21 protein-coding genes are annotated in these 22,565 nt (G+C 58.8%); 14 read left to right on the top strand and 7 right to left on the bottom strand.

Annotated features, from left to right (window positions below; genetic code table 11):
• Window positions 1-179 precede the first annotated feature (179 nt).
• Complete coding sequence (locus HWU94_RS10215) at window positions 180-1,385, bottom strand: cobalamin-independent methionine synthase II family protein (RefSeq protein WP_185173628.1); 1,206 nt, start codon at window positions 1,383-1,385, stop codon at window positions 180-182.
• A gap of 384 nt (window positions 1,386-1,769) precedes the next feature.
• Here HWU94_RS10215 and ilvD point away from each other — a divergent pair, with 384 nt between their 5' ends.
• Window positions 1,770-3,608 carry a dihydroxy-acid dehydratase gene (gene ilvD, locus HWU94_RS10210; RefSeq protein WP_185173627.1) on the top strand — a complete coding sequence of 613 codons (1,839 nt, stop codon included), beginning with the start codon at window positions 1,770-1,772 and terminating at the stop codon, window positions 3,606-3,608.
• A 225-nt stretch (window positions 3,609-3,833) separates the two neighbouring features.
• Complete coding sequence (locus HWU94_RS10205) at window positions 3,834-5,030, top strand: RNase H family protein (RefSeq protein WP_185173626.1); 1,197 nt, start codon at window positions 3,834-3,836, stop codon at window positions 5,028-5,030.
• A gap of 33 nt (window positions 5,031-5,063) precedes the next feature.
• Here the strand turns inward: HWU94_RS10205 and HWU94_RS10200 are convergent, their stop codons facing one another.
• Window positions 5,064-5,690 (bottom strand): DedA family protein, encoded by a 627-nt coding sequence (locus HWU94_RS10200; RefSeq protein ID WP_244955964.1) that lies wholly within the window; start codon window positions 5,688-5,690, stop codon window positions 5,064-5,066.
• Window positions 5,691-5,921: 231 nt separating this feature from the next.
• Between HWU94_RS10200 and HWU94_RS10195 the strand changes: the two genes are divergently transcribed.
• The 4 genes from HWU94_RS10195 (at window position 5,922) to HWU94_RS10180 (ending at window position 9,357) form a co-directional block, all read left to right on the top strand.
• Window positions 5,922-7,436 (top strand): O-acetylhomoserine aminocarboxypropyltransferase/cysteine synthase family protein, encoded by a 1,515-nt coding sequence (locus tag HWU94_RS10195; RefSeq protein ID WP_185173625.1) that lies wholly within the window; start codon window positions 5,922-5,924, stop codon window positions 7,434-7,436.
• A 3-nt stretch (window positions 7,437-7,439) separates the two neighbouring features.
• Complete coding sequence (locus HWU94_RS10190) at window positions 7,440-7,943, top strand: CoA-binding protein (protein WP_135012911.1); 504 nt, start codon at window positions 7,440-7,442, stop codon at window positions 7,941-7,943.
• Window positions 7,944-8,380: 437 nt separating this feature from the next.
• Window positions 8,381-8,800, top strand: a complete 420-nt coding sequence (locus HWU94_RS10185; protein ID WP_185173624.1) for a hypothetical protein — start codon at window positions 8,381-8,383, stop codon at window positions 8,798-8,800.
• Entirely contained in the window at window positions 8,797-9,357 is a 561-nt protein-coding gene (locus HWU94_RS10180) for a recombinase family protein (protein WP_185173623.1), read from the top strand. The genes HWU94_RS10185 and HWU94_RS10180 overlap by 4 nt, the downstream gene beginning before the upstream one ends.
• A 107-nt stretch (window positions 9,358-9,464) precedes the next feature.
• On the opposite strand, the gene HWU94_RS10175 is transcribed toward HWU94_RS10180, so the two are convergent.
• Window positions 9,465-9,734 (bottom strand): hypothetical protein, encoded by a 270-nt coding sequence (locus tag HWU94_RS10175; protein WP_185173622.1) that lies wholly within the window; start codon window positions 9,732-9,734, stop codon window positions 9,465-9,467.
• 144 nt (window positions 9,735-9,878) lie between these two features.
• On the opposite strand from HWU94_RS10175, the gene HWU94_RS10170 reads away from it, so the two are divergent.
• The 8 genes from HWU94_RS10170 to HWU94_RS10135 all read left to right on the top strand — a co-directional run bounded on the left by HWU94_RS10170 (window position 9,879) and on the right by HWU94_RS10135 (window position 18,984).
• Window positions 9,879-10,442 (top strand): hypothetical protein, encoded by a 564-nt coding sequence (locus HWU94_RS10170; RefSeq protein WP_185173621.1) that lies wholly within the window; start codon window positions 9,879-9,881, stop codon window positions 10,440-10,442.
• Window positions 10,443-10,926: 484 nt separating this feature from the next.
• Entirely contained in the window at window positions 10,927-12,048 is a 1,122-nt protein-coding gene (locus HWU94_RS10165) for a pirin family protein (RefSeq protein ID WP_185173620.1), read from the top strand.
• Window positions 12,049-12,443: 395 nt separating this feature from the next.
• Entirely contained in the window at window positions 12,444-13,289 is an 846-nt protein-coding gene (locus HWU94_RS11540) for an NlpC/P60 family protein (RefSeq protein WP_244955963.1), read from the top strand.
• Between the two features lie 242 nt (window positions 13,290-13,531).
• Complete coding sequence (locus HWU94_RS10155) at window positions 13,532-14,668, top strand: PLP-dependent aspartate aminotransferase family protein (RefSeq protein WP_185173619.1); 1,137 nt, start codon at window positions 13,532-13,534, stop codon at window positions 14,666-14,668.
• Window positions 14,669-14,708: 40 nt separating this feature from the next.
• Entirely contained in the window at window positions 14,709-15,533 is an 825-nt protein-coding gene (locus HWU94_RS10150; protein ID WP_185173618.1) for a transporter substrate-binding domain-containing protein, read from the top strand.
• A gap of 57 nt (window positions 15,534-15,590) precedes the next feature.
• On the top strand, window positions 15,591-16,268 hold the full coding sequence (locus tag HWU94_RS10145; protein ID WP_185173617.1) for an amino acid ABC transporter permease: 678 nt from the start codon (window positions 15,591-15,593) through the stop codon (window positions 16,266-16,268).
• Complete coding sequence (locus HWU94_RS10140) at window positions 16,261-17,010, top strand: amino acid ABC transporter ATP-binding protein (RefSeq protein WP_185173616.1); 750 nt, start codon at window positions 16,261-16,263, stop codon at window positions 17,008-17,010. The genes HWU94_RS10145 and HWU94_RS10140 overlap by 8 nt, the downstream gene beginning before the upstream one ends.
• A 96-nt stretch (window positions 17,011-17,106) precedes the next feature.
• Window positions 17,107-18,984: a DUF262 domain-containing protein gene (locus tag HWU94_RS10135; protein WP_221625843.1), complete on the top strand. Its 1,878-nt coding sequence runs from the start codon at window positions 17,107-17,109 to the stop codon at window positions 18,982-18,984.
• On the opposite strand, the gene HWU94_RS10130 is transcribed toward HWU94_RS10135, so the two are convergent.
• The 4 genes from HWU94_RS10130 to HWU94_RS10115 form a co-directional block, all read right to left on the bottom strand.
• A complete protein-coding gene (locus HWU94_RS10130; RefSeq protein WP_185173614.1) occupies window positions 18,981-19,976 on the bottom strand; it encodes a trimeric intracellular cation channel family protein in 996 nt (331 codons plus the stop codon). The two genes, HWU94_RS10135 and HWU94_RS10130, sit on opposite strands and share 4 nt — an antisense overlap.
• Entirely contained in the window at window positions 19,977-20,426 is a 450-nt protein-coding gene (locus HWU94_RS10125; protein ID WP_185173613.1) for a gamma-glutamylcyclotransferase family protein, read from the bottom strand.
• 271 nt (window positions 20,427-20,697) lie between these two features.
• Window positions 20,698-21,912 carry a glutathionylspermidine synthase family protein gene (locus HWU94_RS10120; RefSeq protein WP_185173612.1) on the bottom strand — a complete coding sequence of 405 codons (1,215 nt, stop codon included), beginning with the start codon at window positions 21,910-21,912 and terminating at the stop codon, window positions 20,698-20,700.
• A 5-nt stretch (window positions 21,913-21,917) separates the two neighbouring features.
• Window positions 21,918-22,526 (bottom strand): hypothetical protein, encoded by a 609-nt coding sequence (locus tag HWU94_RS10115; protein WP_185173611.1) that lies wholly within the window; start codon window positions 22,524-22,526, stop codon window positions 21,918-21,920.
• Window positions 22,527-22,565 lie beyond the last annotated feature (39 nt).

The following is a 22,565-nucleotide window of genomic DNA, read 5'->3' as shown; positions in this document are numbered from 1 at the left end:
ACCTCAATCAAAAGATGTGGTGCGAAACTCACCCGGTGGGCGCAGCTAGCGGCCCACAAGCGTCCTTGCGCCTCCCTCAATCCCTCACAAGGGGACCGCATAACTTAAAAGGGACCGCGTAATACGAGGTCCCTTTTAAGTTATGCGGTCTCCTTTGGGTAGGGCGGCTAGCCAGATAACTAGCCGAACAGGCGCTCGCTGGCGATACGGGCGCCTGTGGCCAGCGACTCCAGCTTGGCCCAAGCCAGGTCGGGGTGCAGGCGTCCGCCCAGACCGCAGTCGGTCGACGCCACCACGTTCTCCTTGCCCACCACCTGAGCAAACTGCTCAATGCGCTGGGCCACCAGCTCGGGGTGCTCAATCAGGTTGGTCGAGTGCGACACAACGCCGGGAATCACGTACTTGCCCTCGGGCAGCTCCAGGTTCTCCCAGACCTTCCACTCGTGGGCGTGGCGCGCGTTGGCAGCCTCAAAGGTGTAGCCGGCGGCGTCAATCGACAGCAGGGTATCGGCCAGGTGCTTGAACTCTAGGTCGGTGCTGTGCGGCCCGTGCCAGGAACCCCAGCACAGGTGGAAGCGGGTCTGCTCAGTCGGGATATCCTCAAGCGCGTAGTTGAGGGCATCAACCGCCACCTGGATAAAGTCAAGGTAATCGCTGACGCTGGGCTCGGGGTTAATCTGGTCCCAGCCCTCAGCCACCGAAGGGTCGTCGATTTGCAGGGTAAAGCCGGCATCGGTGATGGCCTTGTACTCTTCCTTCAGCACATCAGCCCAGGCGTAGATGTGCTCCTTATCGGTGGGGTAGTAGAGGTTACCCACGCGGGCCGCTGACCCGGGCGACAGGGCAGCAACAAAAGCACTGTGCGCTCCCTTGCCATCGGTAGCAGCGGCCAGGTTGCGGACGTCCCGCCCCACCTCGTCCTGACCCTGGTAGGTCAACGGGGCGACGGCAACAGGGAAACTGCGGTCGGGGTCGTTGCCCAGATCGAGCTCCGCGGTGTAGAAATCCTGAAAACGGGTCCAGTCACGGCGGTCAGCAAAGCTGGTGTACTTGAGCTTACCCGGCTCAGAACGGTGTACCTCGTTGGCGGGGTTACCCTCGGTTAGCAGTTTCAGGCCACCGGTGCGGGCGAAAGAGTAGTGCCACCAGGCGCCGTAATCCACGGCCTGACTCATGGCATGCCCGTACTCACCGTCATTCACAATGTCGATGCCGATCTCTACCTGGCGGTCAACAACCGCCTGGGTTTCTTCGGTCAGAATCTTCTGGAAGTCCGCCTCGTCGATGCTACCGTCGCGGCGGGCGGCATTAGCGCGAATCAGGCGCTCGCTGCGGGGCAGGGAGCCGACGTGGGTGGTCAGAATACGGTCGGTGTTGATGGGCATGATGTACTCCTGGGTGGGTCCTACGGCTGTAGAGGCTGCCTGCGTCAGCGGCCTTGACTCCAGCTAACACCCGCACCCGGTAAGCCCCCAAACTCTTTTCGGTCTAAGACGGCACATTTCAAAAATGAACTACAGTGACGGCTGCGCGTCATACTCCCGTCATGCGTGCCTGCCTCACCGCAAGGGGACCGCAAAACCTAAAAGAGACCTCATATTATGCGGTCCCTTTTAAGTTTTCAGGTCCCCTTTGAGGGGGTGGAGACGGGGCCGTGCGCCCCTATCTTCACTATGTGAGAACCCCGCTTTCCACCCTGTGGACTGCCGCACCGACAGGCGTAGACTAATACCCAAACCTCCAACCACAAACTTTCTTGGGAGCTATCGATGCCTGAACTGCGCTCGCGTACATCCACCCACGGTAGAAACATGGCTGGCGCCCGCGCCCTCTGGCGCGCCACCGGCATGGGCGACGACGACTTCGGCAAGCCCATCATCGCCATCGCCAACTCCTTCACCCAGTTCGTGCCCGGCCACGTGCACCTCAAAAACATGGGCGAGCTGGTCGCCGGGGCTATCCGCGAAGCCGGCGGTGTTGCCAAAGAATTCAACACCATTGCCGTTGATGATGGTATCGCCATGGGCCACGACGGTATGCTCTACTCCCTGCCCTCCCGCGACCTAATCGCCGACTCTGTGGAGTACATGGTCAACGCCCACCGCGCTGACGCCCTGGTCTGTATCTCCAACTGTGACAAGATCACCCCCGGTATGCTCCTGGCGGCGATGCGCCTGAATATCCCCGTCATTTTCGTCTCCGGCGGCCCCATGGAATCCGGCGAAGGCATTGAGGGCGTCGTCGAGCACCGCCTCGACCTGGTGGACGCCATGGTCATGGCCGTGGACGACAGCGTCAGCGACGACGCCCTGGCCCAGGTTGAGAAGAACGCCTGCCCCACCTGTGGCTCCTGCGCCGGTATGTTCACCGCTAACTCCATGAACTGCCTCAACGAGGCAATCGGTCTGGCCCTGCCCGGCAACGGCACCACCCTGGCCACCCAGGTTGCCCGCAAGCAGCTCTTCCTCGAAGCGGGCACTAAGATTGTTGAGCTGGCCAAGCGCTACTACGAGCAGGACGACGACTCCGTACTGCCCCGCTCCATCGCCACCAAGGCCGCCTTCGAGAACGCCATGGCCCTGGACGTTGCCATGGGCGGCTCCACCAACACCGTTCTGCACATCCTGGCGGTTGCCCACGAAGCCGGCGTTGACTTCACCCTGCGCGACATCGACGCGATTTCCCGCAAGGTGCCCTGCCTAGCCAAGGTAGCCCCCAACTCCACCAAGTACCACATCGAGCACGTGCACCGCGCAGGCGGTATTCCCGCCCTGCTCGGTGAGCTGGATCGCGCCGGTCTGCTGAACCGCGACGTCCACTCCGTGCACTCCGGCTCCCTGGAACAGTGGCTGTCTGACTGGGACATCCGCTCCGGCACCGCCACCGACACCGCCAAGGAGCTCTTCCTGGCTGCCCCCGGCGGCGTCCGCACCACCCAGGCCTTCTCCACCGCCAACAAGTACGAGTCCCACGAAACCGACGCCGAAAACGGCTGCATCCGCGCCGTTGAGCACGCCTACACCAAGGACGGCGGCCTGGCCGTTCTCTACGGGAACATCGCCGAGGACGGTGCCATCATCAAGAGCGCCGGTATCGACGAAGAACTCTTCCACTTTGTCGGCAAGGCCTTCGTGGTGGAGTCCCAGGACGAGGCCGTCTTCGAGATCCTGTCGAAGAACGTTAAGGAGGGCGACATCGTCGTCATCCAGTACGAGGGCCCCAAGGGCGGCCCCGGCATGCAGGAAATGCTCTACCCCACCTCCTACCTCAAGGGCCTGGGCCTGGGTAAGAAGTGCGCCCTGATCACCGACGGACGTTTCTCGGGCGGCACCTCCGGTATCTCCATCGGCCACATTTCTCCCGAGGCTGCTGCCGGCGGCGCCGTGGGCCTGATTGAGCACGGGGATGAGATTGAGATCGATGTTCACAACCGCATCCTGCGCGTGAACGTCTCCGATGAGGTGCTGGCCGAGCGTCGTGCCAAGAAGGGCCCTGCCCCCTGGAAGCCCACCAAGCCCCGCGAACGCCAGGTCTCCAGCGCCCTGCGCGCCTACGCCTCCATGGTCACCAGCGCCGATAAGGGCGCAGTGCGCATCGTCCCCGAGTAAACCTCGGTTTTCACCCAAGATAAGGACGCCCTGCCCCGGCTTACGCAAGCCGGGGCGGGGCGTCCTTGTGTTTGGTTTTAGTTTTCCGCACGGGGGCGGTGATATTCGCCGAGAGAGTGAAGAGGGTCCCCGATGCCCCTCACCTGTTGGCAAAACGACGCTGAGTTGATATAGCTTTAAAGAGTAAGCAAAACAACTATAGACACCCCTTAGGAGATGAATAATGTGGAAATTACGCCTGCGCATATCAAAAAATGTGAGCTGACCTGGGAGCCGCCGGACTACACCAGCTCTTACCCGGCAGGGTTTACCGAGCAGGGCGTGGCAGTGATTGTGGTGGTCATGGACCAGGTGCGAGCCGCCGGTGACTGCCATGTGGGGCTGACGTCCTTCGCCTTTATCTCGCGTGAGAATGGCGAGCGTGAGGTGATTGAGAGCGAGCCTATCGCCGAATCCCTGACCCACAGCCTCATGGACCCCTGCGACAGCGTGCACACCGACATGCTGGGCCGCGCTATCTTGGCCGCGATGGAGGTTATCCCCGAGGACTACAAGACCAACCTCATCACCGTGGCCGCCGATAAGCACTATCTGAAGCTGCTCTTCCGCAAGTTCACGGCCTTCCGCGACTTTCTGGAGTACCGCTCCATTGATAAGGTGATGAACCCTTACGAGTCGCACTCGCTGGGGGAGATTCACGTGAAGCTGATTGGCACCTCCGCGGGGGAGCTCATGCCCCACTTCATGGACGAGGCCTCGCGCCTGGCCCACCACGAGTTTGAGAAGAATACCGCCCAGCTGCCGGTTGAGAAGCTGGTGGAGTACAGTGTCTTTACTGACTGTTCGTACAGGTCAACGAACAATAAGAAGTATTTAAAGGGTGGACGCATGGGCATCGGTGGGGTGAGTGAAGACGGCTTCTTCTTCCACTCCCACTATGATGCAACGAACATTATGACCGGGGAGCTCTCGGCGATGTTGGCTGCTTTTAATATCTTCTATCACGGTGGCCGCCAGCTGATTATTCACACCGATTCGCTGGGGGCGTTGACCTTTGTGTTGCGCCTGGCGCACAACCGCTGGGTCTACAACACCTGGGCTGCCGAGGGGGTGCAGAACCAGCAGGTTCTGGACGAGATGGAGCGGCTGACCGAGGCCATTCGGGAGCGCCGGGTGCTGGTCAAACATATTCCGGGGCATACTGGGCACGGGCTGCAGGAGTCATCGGATTCTGTGTCGAAGATGCACCGGCACTTCCCCGGGCAGATTGTGGATAAGGGGCATGTCTCCGAGTTCAACCAGCGCTGCGAGTCGATTATTACCGCCCTGTCTGGGTGCGAGAAGGCCCTGCGCCTGCCCTGCGGCGACTGGATTCAGATTCGCCCGTCGGTGGTGCACGCCCGTAATCGTTTGTGGAAGTAGTGGGGGCGCAGAAGCGTGCGCGGACGCCCGCCGTTAGGCTACGTCGTGCTTTTCCTGGCGGGCGCGGCGCAGCAGCCAGAGGAAGATCGCCACGAGAGCCAGGGCTACCAGGGCGTACACCACCTTGGAGTACTGGTCGATGACGCCTTCAACAGCATGCCAGTTTTCGCCGAGAATCCAGCCGCAGTAAATGAGCAGGGCGTTCCACACAGATGAACCCAGCAGGGTATAAAGGCCAAAGGTCAGCGGGTTCATACGGTCAATACCGGCGGGAATCGAAATCAGCGAACGAATACCGGGAATCACGCGGCCGATCAGGATGGAGGCCTTGCCGTACTTATCGAACCAGGCCAGGGCGGCATCGACGTCCTCAACCTTGACCAGCCACATCCAGGCTGCAATCTTGCGCAGGCGGTTGGCGCCGATAGCGGCACCCAGGTAGTAGAGGAAGTAGGCGCCAGCCAGGGAGCCAACGGTCGCCCAGATGAAGGCTGCGATAACGTTCATGGAGCCCTGCGAGGCAGTGAAGCCAGCCAGGGGCAGAATGACCTCGGAGGGAATCGGCGGGAAGACGTTCTCAAGGAAAACGGCAAGGCCAACACCGGGTGAGCCGATGGCCTCCATGATTGAGATAACCCAGTCGATAATGTTCTGGAGCACGAGTGCCCTTTCTGCTGTGAGTGCGGGCTACGGCCCGGTGACAAAACTTTCTCTATTTTCCCCTAGAACCCTGTGTTTTCCTATGAGTTAGCTTGTAGAGATGCTGGGGGTTTTGGTCACGTTATAGTAATGCTACGTAACCTGTTCACACCGTGAAATAAGTTACCGCCGCCGCGCGGGCATGGGCGACTATGGAGGGTAGAGAACTATGCCTATCGATCAGGAGAGTCCATGGCTGAGCATACTTTTGGCTTCCGCACCCGCGCCCTGCACGCGGGCGGCACCCCCGACGCTGAGCACGGTGCTCGCGCGGTTCCGATTTACCAGTCCACCTCCTTTGTTTTTAAGGACGCGGACGACGCCGCCAACCTTTTTGCCCTGCAGAAGTACGGCAACATTTACTCTCGTCTGGGCAACCCGACCGTGGCGGCGCTGGAAGAGCGTATCGCTTCGTTGGAGGGTGGTATTGGTGCGGTAGCGACTGCCTCGGGTATGGCTGCTGAGTTCATTACCTTTGCGGCGCTGTGCCAGAGCGGTGACCATATTGTTGCTTCGTCTAACCTCTACGGCGGCACCATCACCCAGCTGGATGTTTCCCTGCGTCGTTTCGGCATTGACACTACCTTTGTGGACGGCACCGACCCTGCCGATTTTGCCGCCGCAATTCGCCCCGAAACCAAGGCTGTCTACACCGAGATCGTGGCTAACCCCTCGGGCCAGGTTGCTGACCTTGAGGGTCTGGCCCGTGTTGCCCATGAGAACGACATCCCCCTGGTCGTTGATGCCACCCTCTCTACCCCCTACCTGATTCGCCCCATCGAACACGGCGCTGACATCGTGATTCACTCGGTCACTAAGTTCCTGGGTGGCCACGGCACCACCCTGGGCGGCGTGGTCGTTGAGTCGGGTCGTTTCAACTGGGGCAACGGCAAGTTCCCCACCATGACCGAGCCGATTCCCTCCTATAACAACATTTCCTGGTGGGGTAACTTCGGCGAGTACGGCTTCCTCACCAAGCTGCGTTCGGAGCAGCTGCGTGACTTCGGCCCCTCCCTCTCAGCCCAGGCTGCCTTCAACCTGTTGCAGGGGGTTGAGACCCTGCCCCAGCGCATGGACGCTCACCTGGCCAATGCCAAGGACGTCGTCGCCTGGCTAAACGAGGACGCCCGCATCTCCTACGTTAATTACGCCGGCCTGCCGGATCACCCCCACTATGAGCGGGCGCAGAAGTTGCTGCCGCTGGGCGTTGGGTCGGTCTTCTCCTTCGGCGTTGCCGGCACTGAGAAGGCGGGTGGACGCGACGTGGGCGCCGAGTTCATCAAGAACCTGCAGCTGGCATCGCACCTGGCTAATATTGGCGATGCCCGTACTCTGATTCTGCACCCCGCCTCAACTACCCACCAGCAGCTGACCGCTGAGCAGCTGGCAGCCGGTGGCGTGGGCGAAGACCTGATTCGTATTTCGGTGGGTCTGGAAGATGCCGTCGACATTATCTGGGACCTCGACCAGGCCCTGACCATCGCCTCCGGCCGCAACCACGCCGGTGAGGTCGTCGGCACCGCCAGCGCGGACGAGCTGGTAGCCCGCCGCGAAGCTGCCGAAGCTGAGGCAGCTGCCCAGAAGCAGGCACTGGAGGCGGACGCCGCCGCCCACGCTGCCGAGCGCGCAGCACGTGAGGGGGCTGGGGCGTCCGCACCAGCTTCCGCACCCGCCTGCGAAATTCCTGCACCCAAGAAGGAGGCCTAAGCCGTGACTGAGATTCGTACCTGGGAAGGCCCCAGTGCGCCGGAGCGACTGAAGATTTTGCACGAGACCAAGTCCATTGCGATTGTGGGTATGTCTGACAAGATTTCGCGGTCTTCGTATTTTGTGGCGACGTATTTGCAGTCGTCGAGCCCTTACACCCTGTATTTTGTGAACCCGATTTTGGCGGCTAAGGGTAAGGAGGTGTTGGGGCAGAAGGTGTATGCGTCGCTGGCTGACCTGCCTGAGGCCCCTGACCTGGTTGAGATTTTCCGCCGCAACGAGGACCTGCCCGGTGTGGTTCAGGAGGCCATCGAGGTGGGCGCGAAGACGGTGTGGATGCAGTTGGGCTCCTGGAATGAGGAGGCCGCGCGTCTGGGTGAGGACGCCGGGCTGAACGTGGTGATGGACCGGTGCGTAAAGATTGAGCACGCCCGCTTCCACGGTGGCCTGCACCTGGCCGGGTTCGTGACCGGCGTGATCTCCTCCAAGCGGCAGGTACTGGCCTAGGCGCTTATTCATTAGGGGTTCCGCAGGCTCGCACCTTCGCAAGCTCAGGTGATTCCGTTCGCTCTTGAGTGCTGACGCACCCGCTTCACTTCATCTGCCGGCCCTCTTGCTGGTTCGCTTCGCTCACGAGACGATTCACGCCAGCCGCCGAGCCAGCAGCTTCGCTGCGAGCCTGTTTCACCCCCTATGTACCATCTAAATCAGAAATGACCACCTAGCAGGTGGTCATTTCTGGTTTAACTGGTCTGTTGATATGGCACCATGTAGGTGGTTAAGTAACATATTGTTGATTATCTCCAGTGCGTCAAAACGCTTGAGCCCTGTATTTTGATACTCTTTATTTCTGACGCAGTGTTTTGACGCAAGTATCAGGGCGTTTGAGTCTTATTCCTTGAATGTCGGTTAGTGCGTCAAAAACGAACGTAATAGGAGCATGAATGAAAGTAGAAATATCTATCAAGCGCTCAGGTGAGAAAACGAAAAGGTCTAATCGTATTTCTGAGGTTAATCAGTTACTGGAGTACCGTGGTCTTCCAGGAGTGGGGGCATCTCTTGAAGAACAAGCACTCGTAGATTCAGCCTATACACAAACGGGAGCAGGGGCTGTGTTCCAAAGAGCTTCCATCATTATTGCGATTGCTCTTGTGTATACTACTGATGTTTTTGCTGAAATCTATGCTAAGCAGGCTGATCCAACCACTTACCCTAAGCTGTTCATGGTAGCTCTTGTTATAGTCCTGTTTCTATTTGGCGTGAGGAGGCTCTTCAAACGACAAATACCTAGGATGCAGGCTGCCAAGGCGGTTGAACTAATCATTATGTACCGTGCCAACTCTCCTGTCAGGCCTGAGATATGAAGATTGGATACATTAGAGTCTCAACCCGCGAACAAGCAGAGTCCATCAATAACCAGCGCCAGCAACTCGGACAGCATGGATGCGAAAAAATCTTTACTGATACTGCTTCTGGGATGCTTGCTAACCGCCCTGGTCTTAAAGCGGCGCTGGAGTACGCGAGAGAAAAAGATTCAATCGTAGTAACCCGTCTAGATAGGCTTGGACGCTCCACTGTCGACATTCTCCGCACTGTCCAAGACCTTGATAGCAGGGGTATATCCATAGAAGCCTTAGATACACAATTAGATACGCGCACCCCTGCCGGGAGGCTAGTTCTTAGCGTGCTAGCCTCGATGGCTGAATTTGAGCGCAACCTAATTGTGGAGCGCACCCGTGAGGGTCTAGCTCATGCCAGGGCACAGGGGCGGGTTGGAGGCCGCCGCCCTAAGCTGGATAAGACACAACAGCAGGCGGTTCTAGCAGCTATCGAATCCGGTCTCAGTGAATCCCAGGTGGCTCAATCTTTTGGGGTGTCGCGCTCAACTATTACCCGTATCAAACGAGCTAATAGAAACTAAACACCTAGTCAAAGCAAGGTAAAAATAAACATATATACATACAGCCGTATAACCATACCTATGGTTGTACGGCTGTATGTGCATACGGTCTTATGTGCTATTGCTGATTAGGAATCACGGTCAGGATATTTATTGATAGTGACAAGCAGCTCCGTAGAGAGCAGGTTAGGGAAGTAGTAGCCAATCCAATGGGCCACAGTCTGAGGTAGATAGCCGGTGTAGTACCCCGCAATAGCATCGGGTTCTAGGGGTGTTTCCTTGAGCATGCGGTCTACCTGGATTCTGTAGGTTCCTAGCGCTTTTGCTATATTCTCGGCGCTCATGAAATAGGTATGCTGCGGGTTATCGTCCCAGGGGGTTACCCATGCTGCGGGCAAGCTCTCTGTAATAGGGCGTTTGTCGTTGCGCTTTTGAAGCAGTAACAGCGTATTTTATGGCCGATTCAAAATTGCCGATTTCAGTGTGCAGATGCACCGTGTAACATCACGATTAGCGAAGGGTTCTCCGAATAAAATTTAGGTATGAAAAAAGTAAACACGCTTACTGTATGCGCCCTACTTCTGGTAGTTTTCACCGGTTGCAGCGGGGATCAAGAAACCACCACCGCTGTCCAGCCCAGCGAAACTGTAACCAGTGCTTCTGCTCCAGCCACTCCAGCCGATAAGGCTATCGGGGAACCAATCACCTGGTACAACGACAAAGGCGACCTAGCTAGTATGACCCTAACCTCAGCTGAATTCGTCACGGAGTGCCCCACGACATGGTCGGAAGAACCAGTAGCAGGTAACTATCTGTTAAAAATTGAGTACGCTCTCGAAGCGCTCGACAATGACGCTTTTAGAGAGTCATTCCCGGATGGGCTAGATGTACCTTTTAGCTCTTTTGAGTGGAAAGACTCAGAGGGTTTCACTCAGCCAAATGTATGGGGTAGCAATGCCAGCCAATTCTGTGACGACCCAGTAGGGCGACCTGCAGAGCACCTAACAGCAGGCGAAGCAACCCGTGGATCTATAGTTCTGGAAGTAAACTCTCAGAGCGGCGTACTTGCCTATGGAGATGGCTCTATAGGGTGGGTTATTCCATAGAATTTCCAGTCTTCTGGGAACGTAGCATAACCGGGGTGCTCCTCCATTAGCACCTTCAATACTTGGGTATAAGGCTTGTTCAGGTTGGGTTTTCCAACTGGGGTTGTTGATGCACTTGGCGAATATCTTGGTAGCGTAGCAGCGTGAAGGTAAAGATAATTTTTTTTTACCGTTGCCCATTCTTAGCCTAGAGCGTGAAGTTCAGTAGCGCTAAAAACCTAGTGTTTATACCGGATACTTAGGGTAGCACATCTAGCGTGAGCCGAACCTACCTAGCGGATACCGAGTTTATGGTTAGCTTCACGGCTGAAGAGCATACTGATAGCCACCCTTGAATGCGACTCCTTTTCCCGAACGGGTGTTGTTTTAACGCCCGCTCGGGAAAAGGAGTCACATTCGGCGTAACTGCCCTCCGCCGTCCGCTTGCCCCAGCCGTCCGGTTAAACCCACCCCACCCCCGTCCGCCCCGGCGTACACTAAACCCATGAAACTTATTGAGCCTCGCCCCGTGCCCCTGGGCGGGCTGCGCGCCATGACGGTGCGCCGCCTACTGCCCTCCCGCGACCGCCGCATGGTGGGCGCCTGGTGCTTCATCGACCACTATGGCCCCGACGACGTCGCCGTCACCGGCGGCATGCGCGTCGCCCCGCACCCCCACACCGGCCTGCAAACCGCCAGCTGGATCTTCACCGGCACCATCGAACACCGCGACTCCCTCGGCACCGTCGCCGACGTCCGCCCCGGTGAGCTCAACCTCATGACCGCCGGCTACGGCATCAACCACTCCGAATACTCCACGCCAGACACCACCGTGCTGCACGGCATCCAACTCTGGATTGCCCTGCCCCACCAAGACATGAACACCGCCCCCGCCTTCGAAAACTTCGTGCCCGAGGCCCTCACCTTCGGCGGGCAGGGGAGTGGGCAGGACGCGTCCGCCCCGGCTCCGGTGCAGGCCCGCGTCTTCCTGGGGGAGTTGGGTGTGGCCGTCGACGGGCAGACCCTCACCGGCTCATCGCCCGTCACCACCTTCTCGCCCCTGCTCGGCGCTGAAATCCTGGTGGGTGCCCCCGGCTCTGACCCCGAGGCAGACAAGAACCCGGCAGACGACGCCCCGCGCCGCACCATCACCCTGACCCTCAACCCCGAGTACGAGCACGGCTTCGTGGTCGACACCGGCGCCCTCCTTATTAAGGGCCAGCAGGTAGCTGCCGACAAAATGCTCTTTATCGAACCCGGCACCACCGAACTCACCATCGAGGCCATCGGCGACACCCGCCTGATCCTGCTCGGCGGAGCCCCCTTCGGCGAAAAAATCGCTATCTGGTGGAACTTCATCGGCCGCTCCCACGAAGACATCGTCGAAGCCCGTGCCGCCTGGAACGCCCAGGCTGAGAGCTTCGAGGCCGTCACCGCCCCGGCAGGTGCGTCGGGCACCGAGATAGTCACCGGCGGGGCGCTTGCAGCCGGTCAGGACGCCGGCCCCGGCCACCCCCGCTTTGGTGGGGTAGTGCTGCTGCCCGGGGAATATGAAGAGAAGCCCCGCACGTCGGTGATTCCTGCTCCTGAGCTGCCCAACGCGCGCTTGAAGCTGCGCGGCGACTAAGAGCCCCGGCGCAGGGGAGCGGACGGGCGCGAGTCTGCCCCTTAAACTAGCGGGCCGGGTCACAGTTTCGTCATGAAACCGTGACCCGGCGGCTAACGTGTCGCATATTATTTCGACGGGTTGCACCCGCGTACCCTACCGGCCAGTAACTCGCGATGACCAGTCTTAACAGGTGATTCCCAGCGTTTTATGTGTCCCCATGAAGACGTGACATAGGGCAGAAAAATCAACTTTTTATAACGATTTGGTATACATCGTTACCAAATCGTTATAGGCTGTTCAAAGTCCAATCAGCTTCCGAGGGAAGCATGGGAGCCCAAAACCCCACGTACGGGCCACCCAGCAGTAGCAGCAACCCGGCTGCGAAATCTCAAGAAGAGACGAAAGGTACAACATTGCGTCGTTCACTCTCAGTAGGTGCGGTAGGCGTCATCCTGTCCGGTGCTGTTCTCGCAGCAGCAAACGCAGCCGTCAATGAAGCCCCGCAGACCACCGTAGACAACGGTGCAGCTGTTTCAGCCCCCCTGCTCAAGGCATTCGCCGTTGCAGGTGAAGGCAAGATCGTAAGCTGGGGCGTTCCCGCTTACATCGTAGCCCCCGAAAAGCCCGTCGAGGCAACCCCTGTTATTGAAGAAGCTCCCGTTGAGGAAGCCCCCGTCGTTGAAGAAGCTCCCGTAGAGGAAGCTCCGGTTGTCGAAGAGGCACCCGTCGAAGCTCCTGTAGAGGAAGCCCCCGTCGTTGAAGAAGCTCCCGTTGAGGAAGCCACTGTTGCTGTTCAGTCCGAAACCGTTCAGGTTGTAGAGGCTGCTCCCGCTCCTGTTGAGACTGTAGCTCCTGTTGCAGCTCAGGCTCCTGCTCCCGCAGCAGCCCCCACTCTTTCCACCGCCACCAACCAGGCTAAGCGCGACGCTGTTGTAGCTGCCGCCCTGGCCGCTGCAGCTGTCAATGCTCAGACTGACTGCACCATGCTGGCAACCAACTCCCTGCGCGCCGCTGGCATCAACTTCCACGGTTGGCCCATGGACTACATGTCACTCGGCAGCGTAACCTCCAACCCCCAGCCTGGCGACCTGGTTCTCTACCAGTCCAACGGCTTCGGTCAGCAGCACATCGCTGTTTACATTGGCAACGGCCAGGCTGTGCACGGTGGCTGGAACGGCATGGGCACTTCCATCTTCTCGGTGAACCTGCCCACCGCGTCCGCACCGATCTTCGTAACCCCCGCTGGCTACAACAGCTAAGCAGGTAGCCTCAGGCGTCTTTTCTCGAGAAAGGCCCCGCTCCCTCACCAGGGAGCGGGGCCTTTTTGCTACCCAGCTGGCCTGAAAAGACGTTGCTGCGCGACTCGGTTGTGCCCTTTGTTATACCCTCGGTGTTTGCCCAAGAGGGGCGTCATAAACGCGTAACATTAATTCCCTGCCTTGCAGATAACCGGTATAGGCTCTATAAATACGCTTTTTTCTTGATACCGAAAGGAATCACCGTGGCAGGCTTTACCACCCGCGCAATCCACGCCGTGCATTCTAACGAAGAGCAGGCCGTCGTACCCCCGATTTATACAGCCTCTACCTTCGGTCAGCCCACCGACGGCACCGAAGGCCCCTTCGAATACCAGCGCGGCGGTAACCCCACCCGCTCCAAGGCAGAAACCACCCTCGCCGCTATCGAGGGCGCCGAGCACGCCTTCCTCTACGCTTCCGGCATGAGCGCCACCGCCGCAGCCATGGGAATCCTGGAACACGGCCAGACCCTCATCATGGGTATGCCCGTCTACGGCGGCAACTACCGCTTCGCCACCATCGAACTCCCCAAGCGCGGCGTCACCAACGAGCTGGTCTACGACCTCTCCACCCTCTCCGACTCCCACTTTGAGGGCAAGAACGTGGGCATGGTCTTTATCGAGACCCCCTCCAACCCCACCCTGCGCGTCACCGACATCAAGAAGGTCGCCGAGCTGGCCCACCGCCACGGTGCCCTGCTGGTCGTCGACAACACCGTCATGACCCCCTACCTGCAGAAGCCCCTCGACCTGGGCGCAGATATCGTCGTGCAGTCAGCCACCAAGTACCTGGCCGGCCACGGCGACCTGCTCGCGGGCGTCGCCACCACCAACAACGCAGAATTGGCCGACAAGCTCTTCAAGGCCCAGCTGATTTCTGGTGGCGTGCTCTCACCCATCGACTCCTACCGTCTGCTGCAGAACGTCAAGACCCTAGCCCTGCGCATGGAGCGCCAGCAGGCCAACGCCGACGTCCTCATCGAGGCCGTCGCCGCCCACCCCGCCGTCGACACCGTCTACTTCCCCGGCTCCTACAGCGCCGAAGAAGCTAAGATTCAGGCCGAACAGGCCACCGGCAAGGGCGCCCTCTTCTCCTTCACCATCAAAGAAGGCTACGACATCAAGGCCTTCCTCGATGCCCTGCAGGTCTTTACCTTCGCCGTCTCCCTCGGCGGCATCGAATCCCTGGTCTGCCTGCCCACCACCATGACCCAGGGCGCCTACTCCCAAGAAGACCGCGACAACGCCGGCCTCACCACCCGACTGGTGCGCGTAGCCGTCGGCATTGAAGACGTCGACGACCTGCGTGCCGATATCATCGGCGCCCTCGACGCCGCCTAAGCCTTCCCCACAACAAACACAATCACCGAAAGGTACACCCATGCAGAACATCACCCGCCGTACCGCGCTCTCCGCCGCTGGCGCGTCCGCCCTCGCCCTCGCCCTGGCCGCCTGCGGCTCCTCATCCTCCAGCACCTCCGACTCCTCCGCAGCTGCCGACAAGCTGCAGGCTATCAAGGACGCCGGCAAGATCCGCATCGGCTTCGAAGGCACCTTCGCCCCCTGGAATTACCACAACGAAGCCGGCGAACTCGTCGGCATGGAAAAGGAAATCGGCGACCTCATCGCCGCCGACCTGGGTGTCACCGCCGAATACACCGAAACCCCCTGGGACTCCCTGATCGCCGGTGTCGACGCCGACCGCTACGACATCGTCATCAACTACGTCTCACCCACCGAAGAACGCAAGCAGAAGTACGACTTCTCCAACCCCTACGTCGCCTCAGAAGGCAAGGTCGCCGTCCTGCAGGACTCAGAGCTGCAGACCATCGCCGACCTCAACGGCGCCACCGCAGCCTCATCAGAGACCTCTAACTTCCGCACCCTACTCGAAGAAGCAGGCGCCCAGATGACCATCGTTACCGGCTTCGACGAAGCCATCGAACAGGTACTCACCGGCCGCGTAGACGCCTGCGGTAACGACGCCGTCACCTTCGCCTACTACCAGGAGCAGCACCCCGACGCCCCCATCCGTCTGCTCGACGGCGTACTCGGCGACGCCTCCGAATCAGCAATCCTGATGCCCAAGGGCGCAACCACCCTGCAGACCGCCATCAACGACTCCATCGCCAAGCACCTGGAGAACGGCGACTTCAAGGCCATCTACGAAAAGTACGTTGGCATCGACCTCAGCCCCAAGGCCTAACCCGGCCCCGGCAAGCCGCGCCCCGGCGTCCGAACCGAAAGTAACCCGTAGAACACTATGGACCGCTACCTAGAACTCTGGGCACAATCCCTGCCCTCCCTGCTGCTGGCCACCGTGCAGGTGACCATCCCGCTGACCCTCATCTCCTTCGTCCTCGCGCTGGTACTGGGTCTGCTGGCCACCGCCGCCCGCAACCTCAGCCGCTACAACCCGCTCAACTGGCTAGCCACAGCCTTCGTGTGGTTCTTCCGTGGCACCCCGCTTCTAGTGCAGCTCTTCCTGGTGTTCTACGGGCTACCCCGCGTCGGCATCACCCTCGACACCTGGCCCGCCGCCATCATCGCGCTGAGCCTCAACACCGGCGCCTACGTGGCCGAAACCTTCCGCTCAGCCTACGCCTCAATACCGCGCGGCCAGTTCGAAGCCGCCCGCACCCTCAACTTCACCAAGATGCAGACCCTGCGCCACGTCGTGATTCCGCAGGCCACCCGTATCGCCCTACCCCCGCTGGGTAACGACCTGATCGACCTGGTCAAGGGCACCTCCCTGGTATCGGTCATCTCTATGGTCGATCTCTTCCAGTCCGGCAAGCAGGTCGCCGCCCGCACCTTCGAACCGCTGGCCATGTACCTTGAAGTAGCCGCCATCTACCTGGTCATCTTCACCCTTCTCTCCATCGCCCAGCGCGCCCTAGAGAAGCGCACCAGCCGTTACATAAGGACAGTCAATGCTTAGCCTGAAGAACCTCACCAAAAGCTTCGGCGAGAACACCATTCTGCGCGACATCTCCCTCGACCTCGAAAACGGCGAAACCACGGTTATTCTCGGGCCCTCCGGTTCGGGTAAATCCACCCTGCTGCGCTGCCTGAACCTGCTCGAAACCCCCGAGTCAGGCGTCCTGACCATCGAGGGCGACTCGGTGGACTTCGCCGCCGGCCTGAGCGACGAGCAGGTGCGCACCATCCGCAAGCACTCGGCCATGGTCTTCCAGAACTTCAACCTCTTCCCCCACTACACCGCCGAGCAGAACGTGGCGCTGGCCCCGGTGCTCAACGGCAAGATGGGTAAGGACGCCGCCGCCCAGCTCGCGCGCGACCTGCTGGAGAAGGTGGGGTTGGGGCATAAGGCAGACTCCTACCCCGATAACCTTTCGGGTGGCCAGCAGCAGCGCGTCGCTATTGCTCGCGCCCTGGCTGTTGCCCCCGACTACCTGCTCTTTGATGAGCCCACCTCTGCTCTTGACCCCGAGCTTGAAGCCGAGGTTATTCGTGTGCTCATCGATCTGGCCCGCGAAAAGCGTTCCCTGGTGGTTGTTACCCACAATATGGCCTTCGCCCGCCGGGTTGCCGACCGCATCATCTTTTTGGACGGCGGGAAGGTGCTCTATAACGGTGCGCCTGAGGCTTTCTTCGAATCGTCCCATGAGCGTATCGCCCGGTTCTTGCAAATCTTCGAGATGACGGACTACCGCATCTAGCGGTAACTGTGGAAGCTTCTTCGTGCGGATAGACTGGTTTCATTCATCTGGGGAAACTGTGCTTTTATTTTTCTGAGGGCAAGACAAAGAATCAGCATGAACGTAGGGCTATTATTGCCTTATACGATAGGAGAACCAGTGATTAAATCCCTTAATAACGACCCCATCCATGCACTGCTAAGCCCTGAGAATAATGTTGTTTTTTCTATTCCAAAGTATCAGCGTGAGTACAGCTGGGGTGTTGCCCAGTGGGAGGATTTAGTCAATGACCTCCTAGAAGCTGGGCCTAACGGTCAGCACTTCATGGGAACAATTATCTGCGTCAACGCCACGGTAAATACGACAGCTGAGTCAGTACTTGAGGTTATCGATGGTCAGCAGCGTCTTACTACGATTTCATTGCTCTTGTCGGCTCTTTACGCAGTAATTAAAGAGTCTCAGCAAGCTGATGAAATTGGCGATTTTGATGAGGACGAACTTAACGCGGATATAGTCAACCTCAAGAAAATGTTGGTTTTGAAAAGCAACCAGCAACCACGTCTTCGCCCGCAGGCTCAGAATTTTAACGCCTTGGACTACGGCCAGGTGCTTAAGAAAGCTGGTCTGCTCAAAGATGCAGAAGACTCTCCCTACGCGTGGGTTCGGCGCGTAATTAAAGGGTTCAATTACTTCTACGACCGCATTAAAACCCAAGCTGAAGAAAATAAAGAGATTCCTCTGAAGACTGCTTTCGATATGCTCGAAAGCCTCAAAAAGGCAACCGTCGTAAAAATTGAGGTTGAAACTCAGGCGGATGCTTTTGTCCTGTTCGAATCATTGAACAACAGAGGGATGCCGCTGACACCAATTGACCTTATCAAAAATACCCTCCTAGGTAAGGCTGATCGGGCAGGTAGCGAAGTCAGCCTTGATGAAACCTATGAGCGATGGAAGCAATGGGTAGGTATTTTAGGAGACGAATACAGCACTCAAGAGCGGTTTTTCAGGTATTACTACAATGCCATGAAGGATGTAAAAGAGTTTTCTGTATCCGGTGCAACGGTTGCTACACGAAGCAACATTATCAAGATATATGAGACTCTCATTGCTACTGACTTACAAAAGACTATCCGTGATATTAGCGAGGGCGTGAAAGCCTTTGGCTTGCTCATAGGGTCAATCAAAGATGAGAACTATAGCGATGAGCTATTGGATGCGTTCAAACGCTTGGCTCGGGCACAGGGGGCACCTGCTCATATCCTACTCATGTATTTACTGATGGAACAGCAGAAACTGTCGCTATCTGATGCTGATATACGGGATATCGCTGACCTTCTAACTTCATTTTTTGTACGCAGAAATATCACTGGCTATCCCGCAACTTATGCTCTTCCTAAGATTTTTATGGATTTGATTACTCAAGTTCGTTCAGCTGAGAGCCCTGATTTAATCAAGGAACTTATCGTAAAACGGCTCCTTGCGACTTCTGCATCAGATGACGCTTTTAGGGAGATTCTCTCAGGCCCTGTTTACGAGACTAATTCTGACGCGATTCGCTTTGTTTTAGTGTCTCTTGAAGAGGAGTACATGACAAAGGAGACCCATCAAGACCTCTGGAAACGTGACGCTAGTCAGAGCAAACCGACATACGTTTGGTCAATTGAGCATATTCTTCCCCAAAGCGATAAGCTCAAGCCTGGTTGGGTTGAGATGCTGGGCGGGGATGAGACTATTGCTCGTGAAATTCAAGAGAAAGAGAAACATCGTCTGGGAAACCTAACCATTACGGGTTATAACAGCAACCTCAGCAACAGGGAGTTCCTGGCCAAACGGGATCATCGGGACGGAGAGGGACGTTTTATCGGGTACAAGAATAAGCTCAGCCTGAACCGGGATTTGGCCAATGCTGAAACCTGGAACCAGGATGCTATTGAGAAACGTACTCAGGAACTAATCGAGCAAACTCTTAGGCGTTTTCCCCTGGCTTATCGTTAGTCAATACAGAAAAGTAACGAGCGAACATCTTTTTGGACGGCGGGAAGGTGCTCTATAACGGTGCGCCTGAGGCCTTCTTTGAGTCGACCAATGAGCGTATCGCCCGATTCCTGCAAATCTTTGAGATGACGGACTACCGCATCTAGCGGTTCCCACCTCACCGAGATGCGGGGTTTCCTTCCAGGCGCGATAGTTCCCCGCGCATTTCGAAGGAAACCCCGCATCTGCCTATAATCCTTCTTTTGGGCGTCCACAATCCGCATTTCCTGGGTGATGGGGTTGCCCGGCTGCCAGGCCTGGGCCGCAACTAGGTGTGGCTGACGCTTGGCCAGGAGCCTGGGGCGGGGCACCCGCAGACGGATATCGACCGGTTCCGGTAGCTGCCAGCGCCGCCAGCGCGACAGCAGGCCCAGCACCAGGCAGGTCACCACCGAACAGCCCATGGCAAGCACGGTCTGCCCGGTTGTTACAACAATGAGAGCGACCTCAGCGGCACCCGCGCAAGCAACGGTGGCGTAGAGGGGGCTACCGCCCAAAATGGCGGGAACCCGGTTGACCATGACATCACGAATCACACCGCCGCCCACCGCTGTAATCACGCCCAGGGCAATAGCGGGGAGCCAGTGCAGACCCAGGGCGAGGGCCTTGATGGTTCCGGTGGCGGTCCAGCAGCCCATGCCCAAAAAATCCGCCACGAGCAGGGTGCGGTCAGCCCAGCGGGACCCAAAATCCATCAGGTAGGCCAGGGCCGCAGACCCCAGCGCAGCCACCCAGTAGTAGCTATCGGTCAGGGCGACGGGAAAACCGGTATCGAGCAGAACATCACGAATAATGCCCCCGCCCATCGCCGTAATGACCGAGAAAATAATGAACCCCACAATATCGAAACGGTGGGCGCGGGCAACCGCCCCACCCAACAGACCGTTGGTGACAATAGCGGCAACATCAATCACACGGAACCAGGTCTCTGGTTCAAAATCAAAAGGGGGCATTTACTCGGTCCACTCGCCACCCGGCACCAGGGGGTAGCGCTCGCGCAGCTGCGCCTGCTTGCTCACCGGCGGAATGTAGACCCAGGCGGTAACCGGCTCACCGGCGTCCGTCACCACCTCGGCCAGCACCCGGTTGTAGAGGTTGTCATCGTGCACAGGACGCGCGGGATCGGTTCCCTCAAGCTCATCGAGGGATGCAGCAACGGCCTCCCAGTTGGCGGGGTCTACAAAAACCAGGGTGCCACGCACCAGCGGGGCGCCCTGCCCGGCGGCATCGCTGCCGACCGGTGCGGACGCCGGGAGCAGGTAGGGGTAGGAGCCGTTGGTGACCAGCTCGTAGCCGCTGATGCTGGCACCGGTGTGGTTGGAGTCAGCCCCGCGGAACCAGTGATTATTGCTCATGCCGGGGCGCAGGGTGCCGTAAACAAAAACGGGGTGGTGGGCTGTCATGCCTCTATCGTACCCATGAGGTGTGCTCAGAAAGTTAGGTGGCGCAGACTCACGCTCGCTGCCGACCCTCTCGCCTGGTTCGCTAGCTGGCTCGCAGGCTCGCCAGATTCGCACCGAGATTTATTTTCCTCGCGCGCTCGGAATCTCGGTGCTCATCACTGGCGATTCACGCCCCGCCTAGCGGCGGATTCCGTTCGCTCTTGCGTGCTGGCGCACCCGCTCACTTCATCCGAGCCAGCAGCTTCGCTGTGAGCCTGCTTCACCTATTCGCTTACTTGAGCACCGTCGGCACGAACCGGCAGTAGCCATCGGTAATTGCCCCGTCTGATTCGCGCACGCCGAAGCCCACGGAGCGTCCGCCCACCACCCAGGCCCCGATGATGGGGTAGTTGGGTTCGCCGGCGTCCCCGGTGAAGTTGGGCGGCTGCACGTACTGCTGGTAGATGTACTCGTGGTCGGCGGCGGTTTCGGTCATGTATCCGTCGGTGTGGGCAACCTGCACCCCGTGGGTCGGGGCGTTCACCACGATACCGTCGCCCTCCCGCCCAAAGATGGGTTTCTTGACCCAGTTGGTGAAGCCGTGGTTGGGCGACAAGGACGCCGGCAGCAGCAGTGGGTGCCCCGGGTAGAGTTCCCAGAGGGCAACCATCAGCACCTTGTTGGAGAGGAACATTTTCCAGGCCGGTTCAAACCAGTTCTCCATGGCAGCGTAGCCGCCGTTGAAGAGGACCTGCCCGTAGGTGTCCTCAACCATGTCTTCCCAGGGGTAGAGCTTGAAGAGGTTGTGCACCTGCCGGTCGTGGTGATCGAGCCAGATGCGGCGGTCGGCGTCCCAGTAGAGGTCGTCGATGCGCATGATGTGGGTTTCCCAGCCCGCCATGTGCGCGGCGTGGGCTACGACCTTGAGGTTTTCAATGTCCTCGCCGAGCTCGTCGATGTCTTCGTTCACGCAGGCCAGGTGCAGAACCGGGTGCTTGACCCGCTGACGGATCTGCGCCCAGCGGGCGACAAAGGCGTTACCCAGGTCGTTCCACTCTTTGAATCCGCGCAAATCCAGGCGCTGGTCGTTGAACCAGGTGGACTGGCTGACCGCTGCCTCTACCAGGCCGGTGGGGGTATCTGCGTTGTATTCCAGAATCTTGAGCGCGTGAGTCTCGGGGTTGTAGACAAAATCAAAGCGGCCGTAGAAGTCGTATTCGTGCCAGCGCCAGGAATCAATCGCCAGCTTCAGTGCAGCGTCGCTTAGCCCCAGCTTGTACTTGAGAGGGCCGGCAATGATGTGGTCGATGGCAGCAACGCACATGCGGTGGGCCTCTTCGACCTGCTCCTGCAGCCAGAGGGCCTCAGCCACGGTGAACTCGTAGGCAGCAAACTCGTTCCAGTAGTGGTCGGTGTCGTCGGGGCCTTCGAGCGAATAGACCAGCCCTTCAGCGGCGATAGTCTGCTCCCAGTTATGGCGGCCCAGGGGGAAAGACAGTCGTCTCATTGGCCTTAGCCTCCCTTGGTTCCGCCGCCGGTCTTCGACCCGCCGCCAAAGCCGCCGCGACTCTTCTTGGTGGTGGTGTCTTTGTTAGCGTCCCGGTTGAAACCGCCGTAGGAGTCCCCGCTCTGGCTCGACTTCACCTGCGAGTTCTCCACGGTATAAGAGCTCTTTGACTCGCGGAAAGACTCGGCAAACCCGCCGCCCTGCGAAGGCAGGTTACGGAAGATCGTGCCATCGGACGGGCGGCTCTCCGAACCGCCTGCCACCTTCTCACCCACCTTGGGCAGGGTTGATGATGAAGAATAGGGAACCCAGTAGGAGCGCCCGGTACCGCCACCGCTGGAACCTGAGCCGCTGCCGTCCTCACACTCGGAGTTCTCAAGGCGCTGGCCGGTGCCGGGGTCGTAGCAAATCTCGGCATACTCCTTGGAACTGCCGCTGATCTGCGAACTGGTGGAGGAACGTCCGCCCTGCTTCTGCGACGACGCGGACGAGCCGCCCAGCAGGGGCGCAACACGAGTCGGGGCGGCGTGGTTGGTGGCGCCAATACCGATAATGGCTGCCCCGCCCGCAAGCAGGGCAAGCACGGTCTTGGTCGCGCGTGAGAACCTTGGCATGGAATCTCCCGATGGTAGGTGAGTGTGTTCCCTCCTTAT

The sequence above is a fragment of the Rothia nasimurium genome (assembly GCF_014217215.1).
Taxonomy (GTDB): Bacteria; Actinomycetota; Actinomycetes; order Actinomycetales; family Micrococcaceae; genus Rothia; species Rothia avistercoris.
Note: the sequence above shows the minus strand (reverse complement) of the source record. Positions and strands in the feature narration are given on the sequence as shown.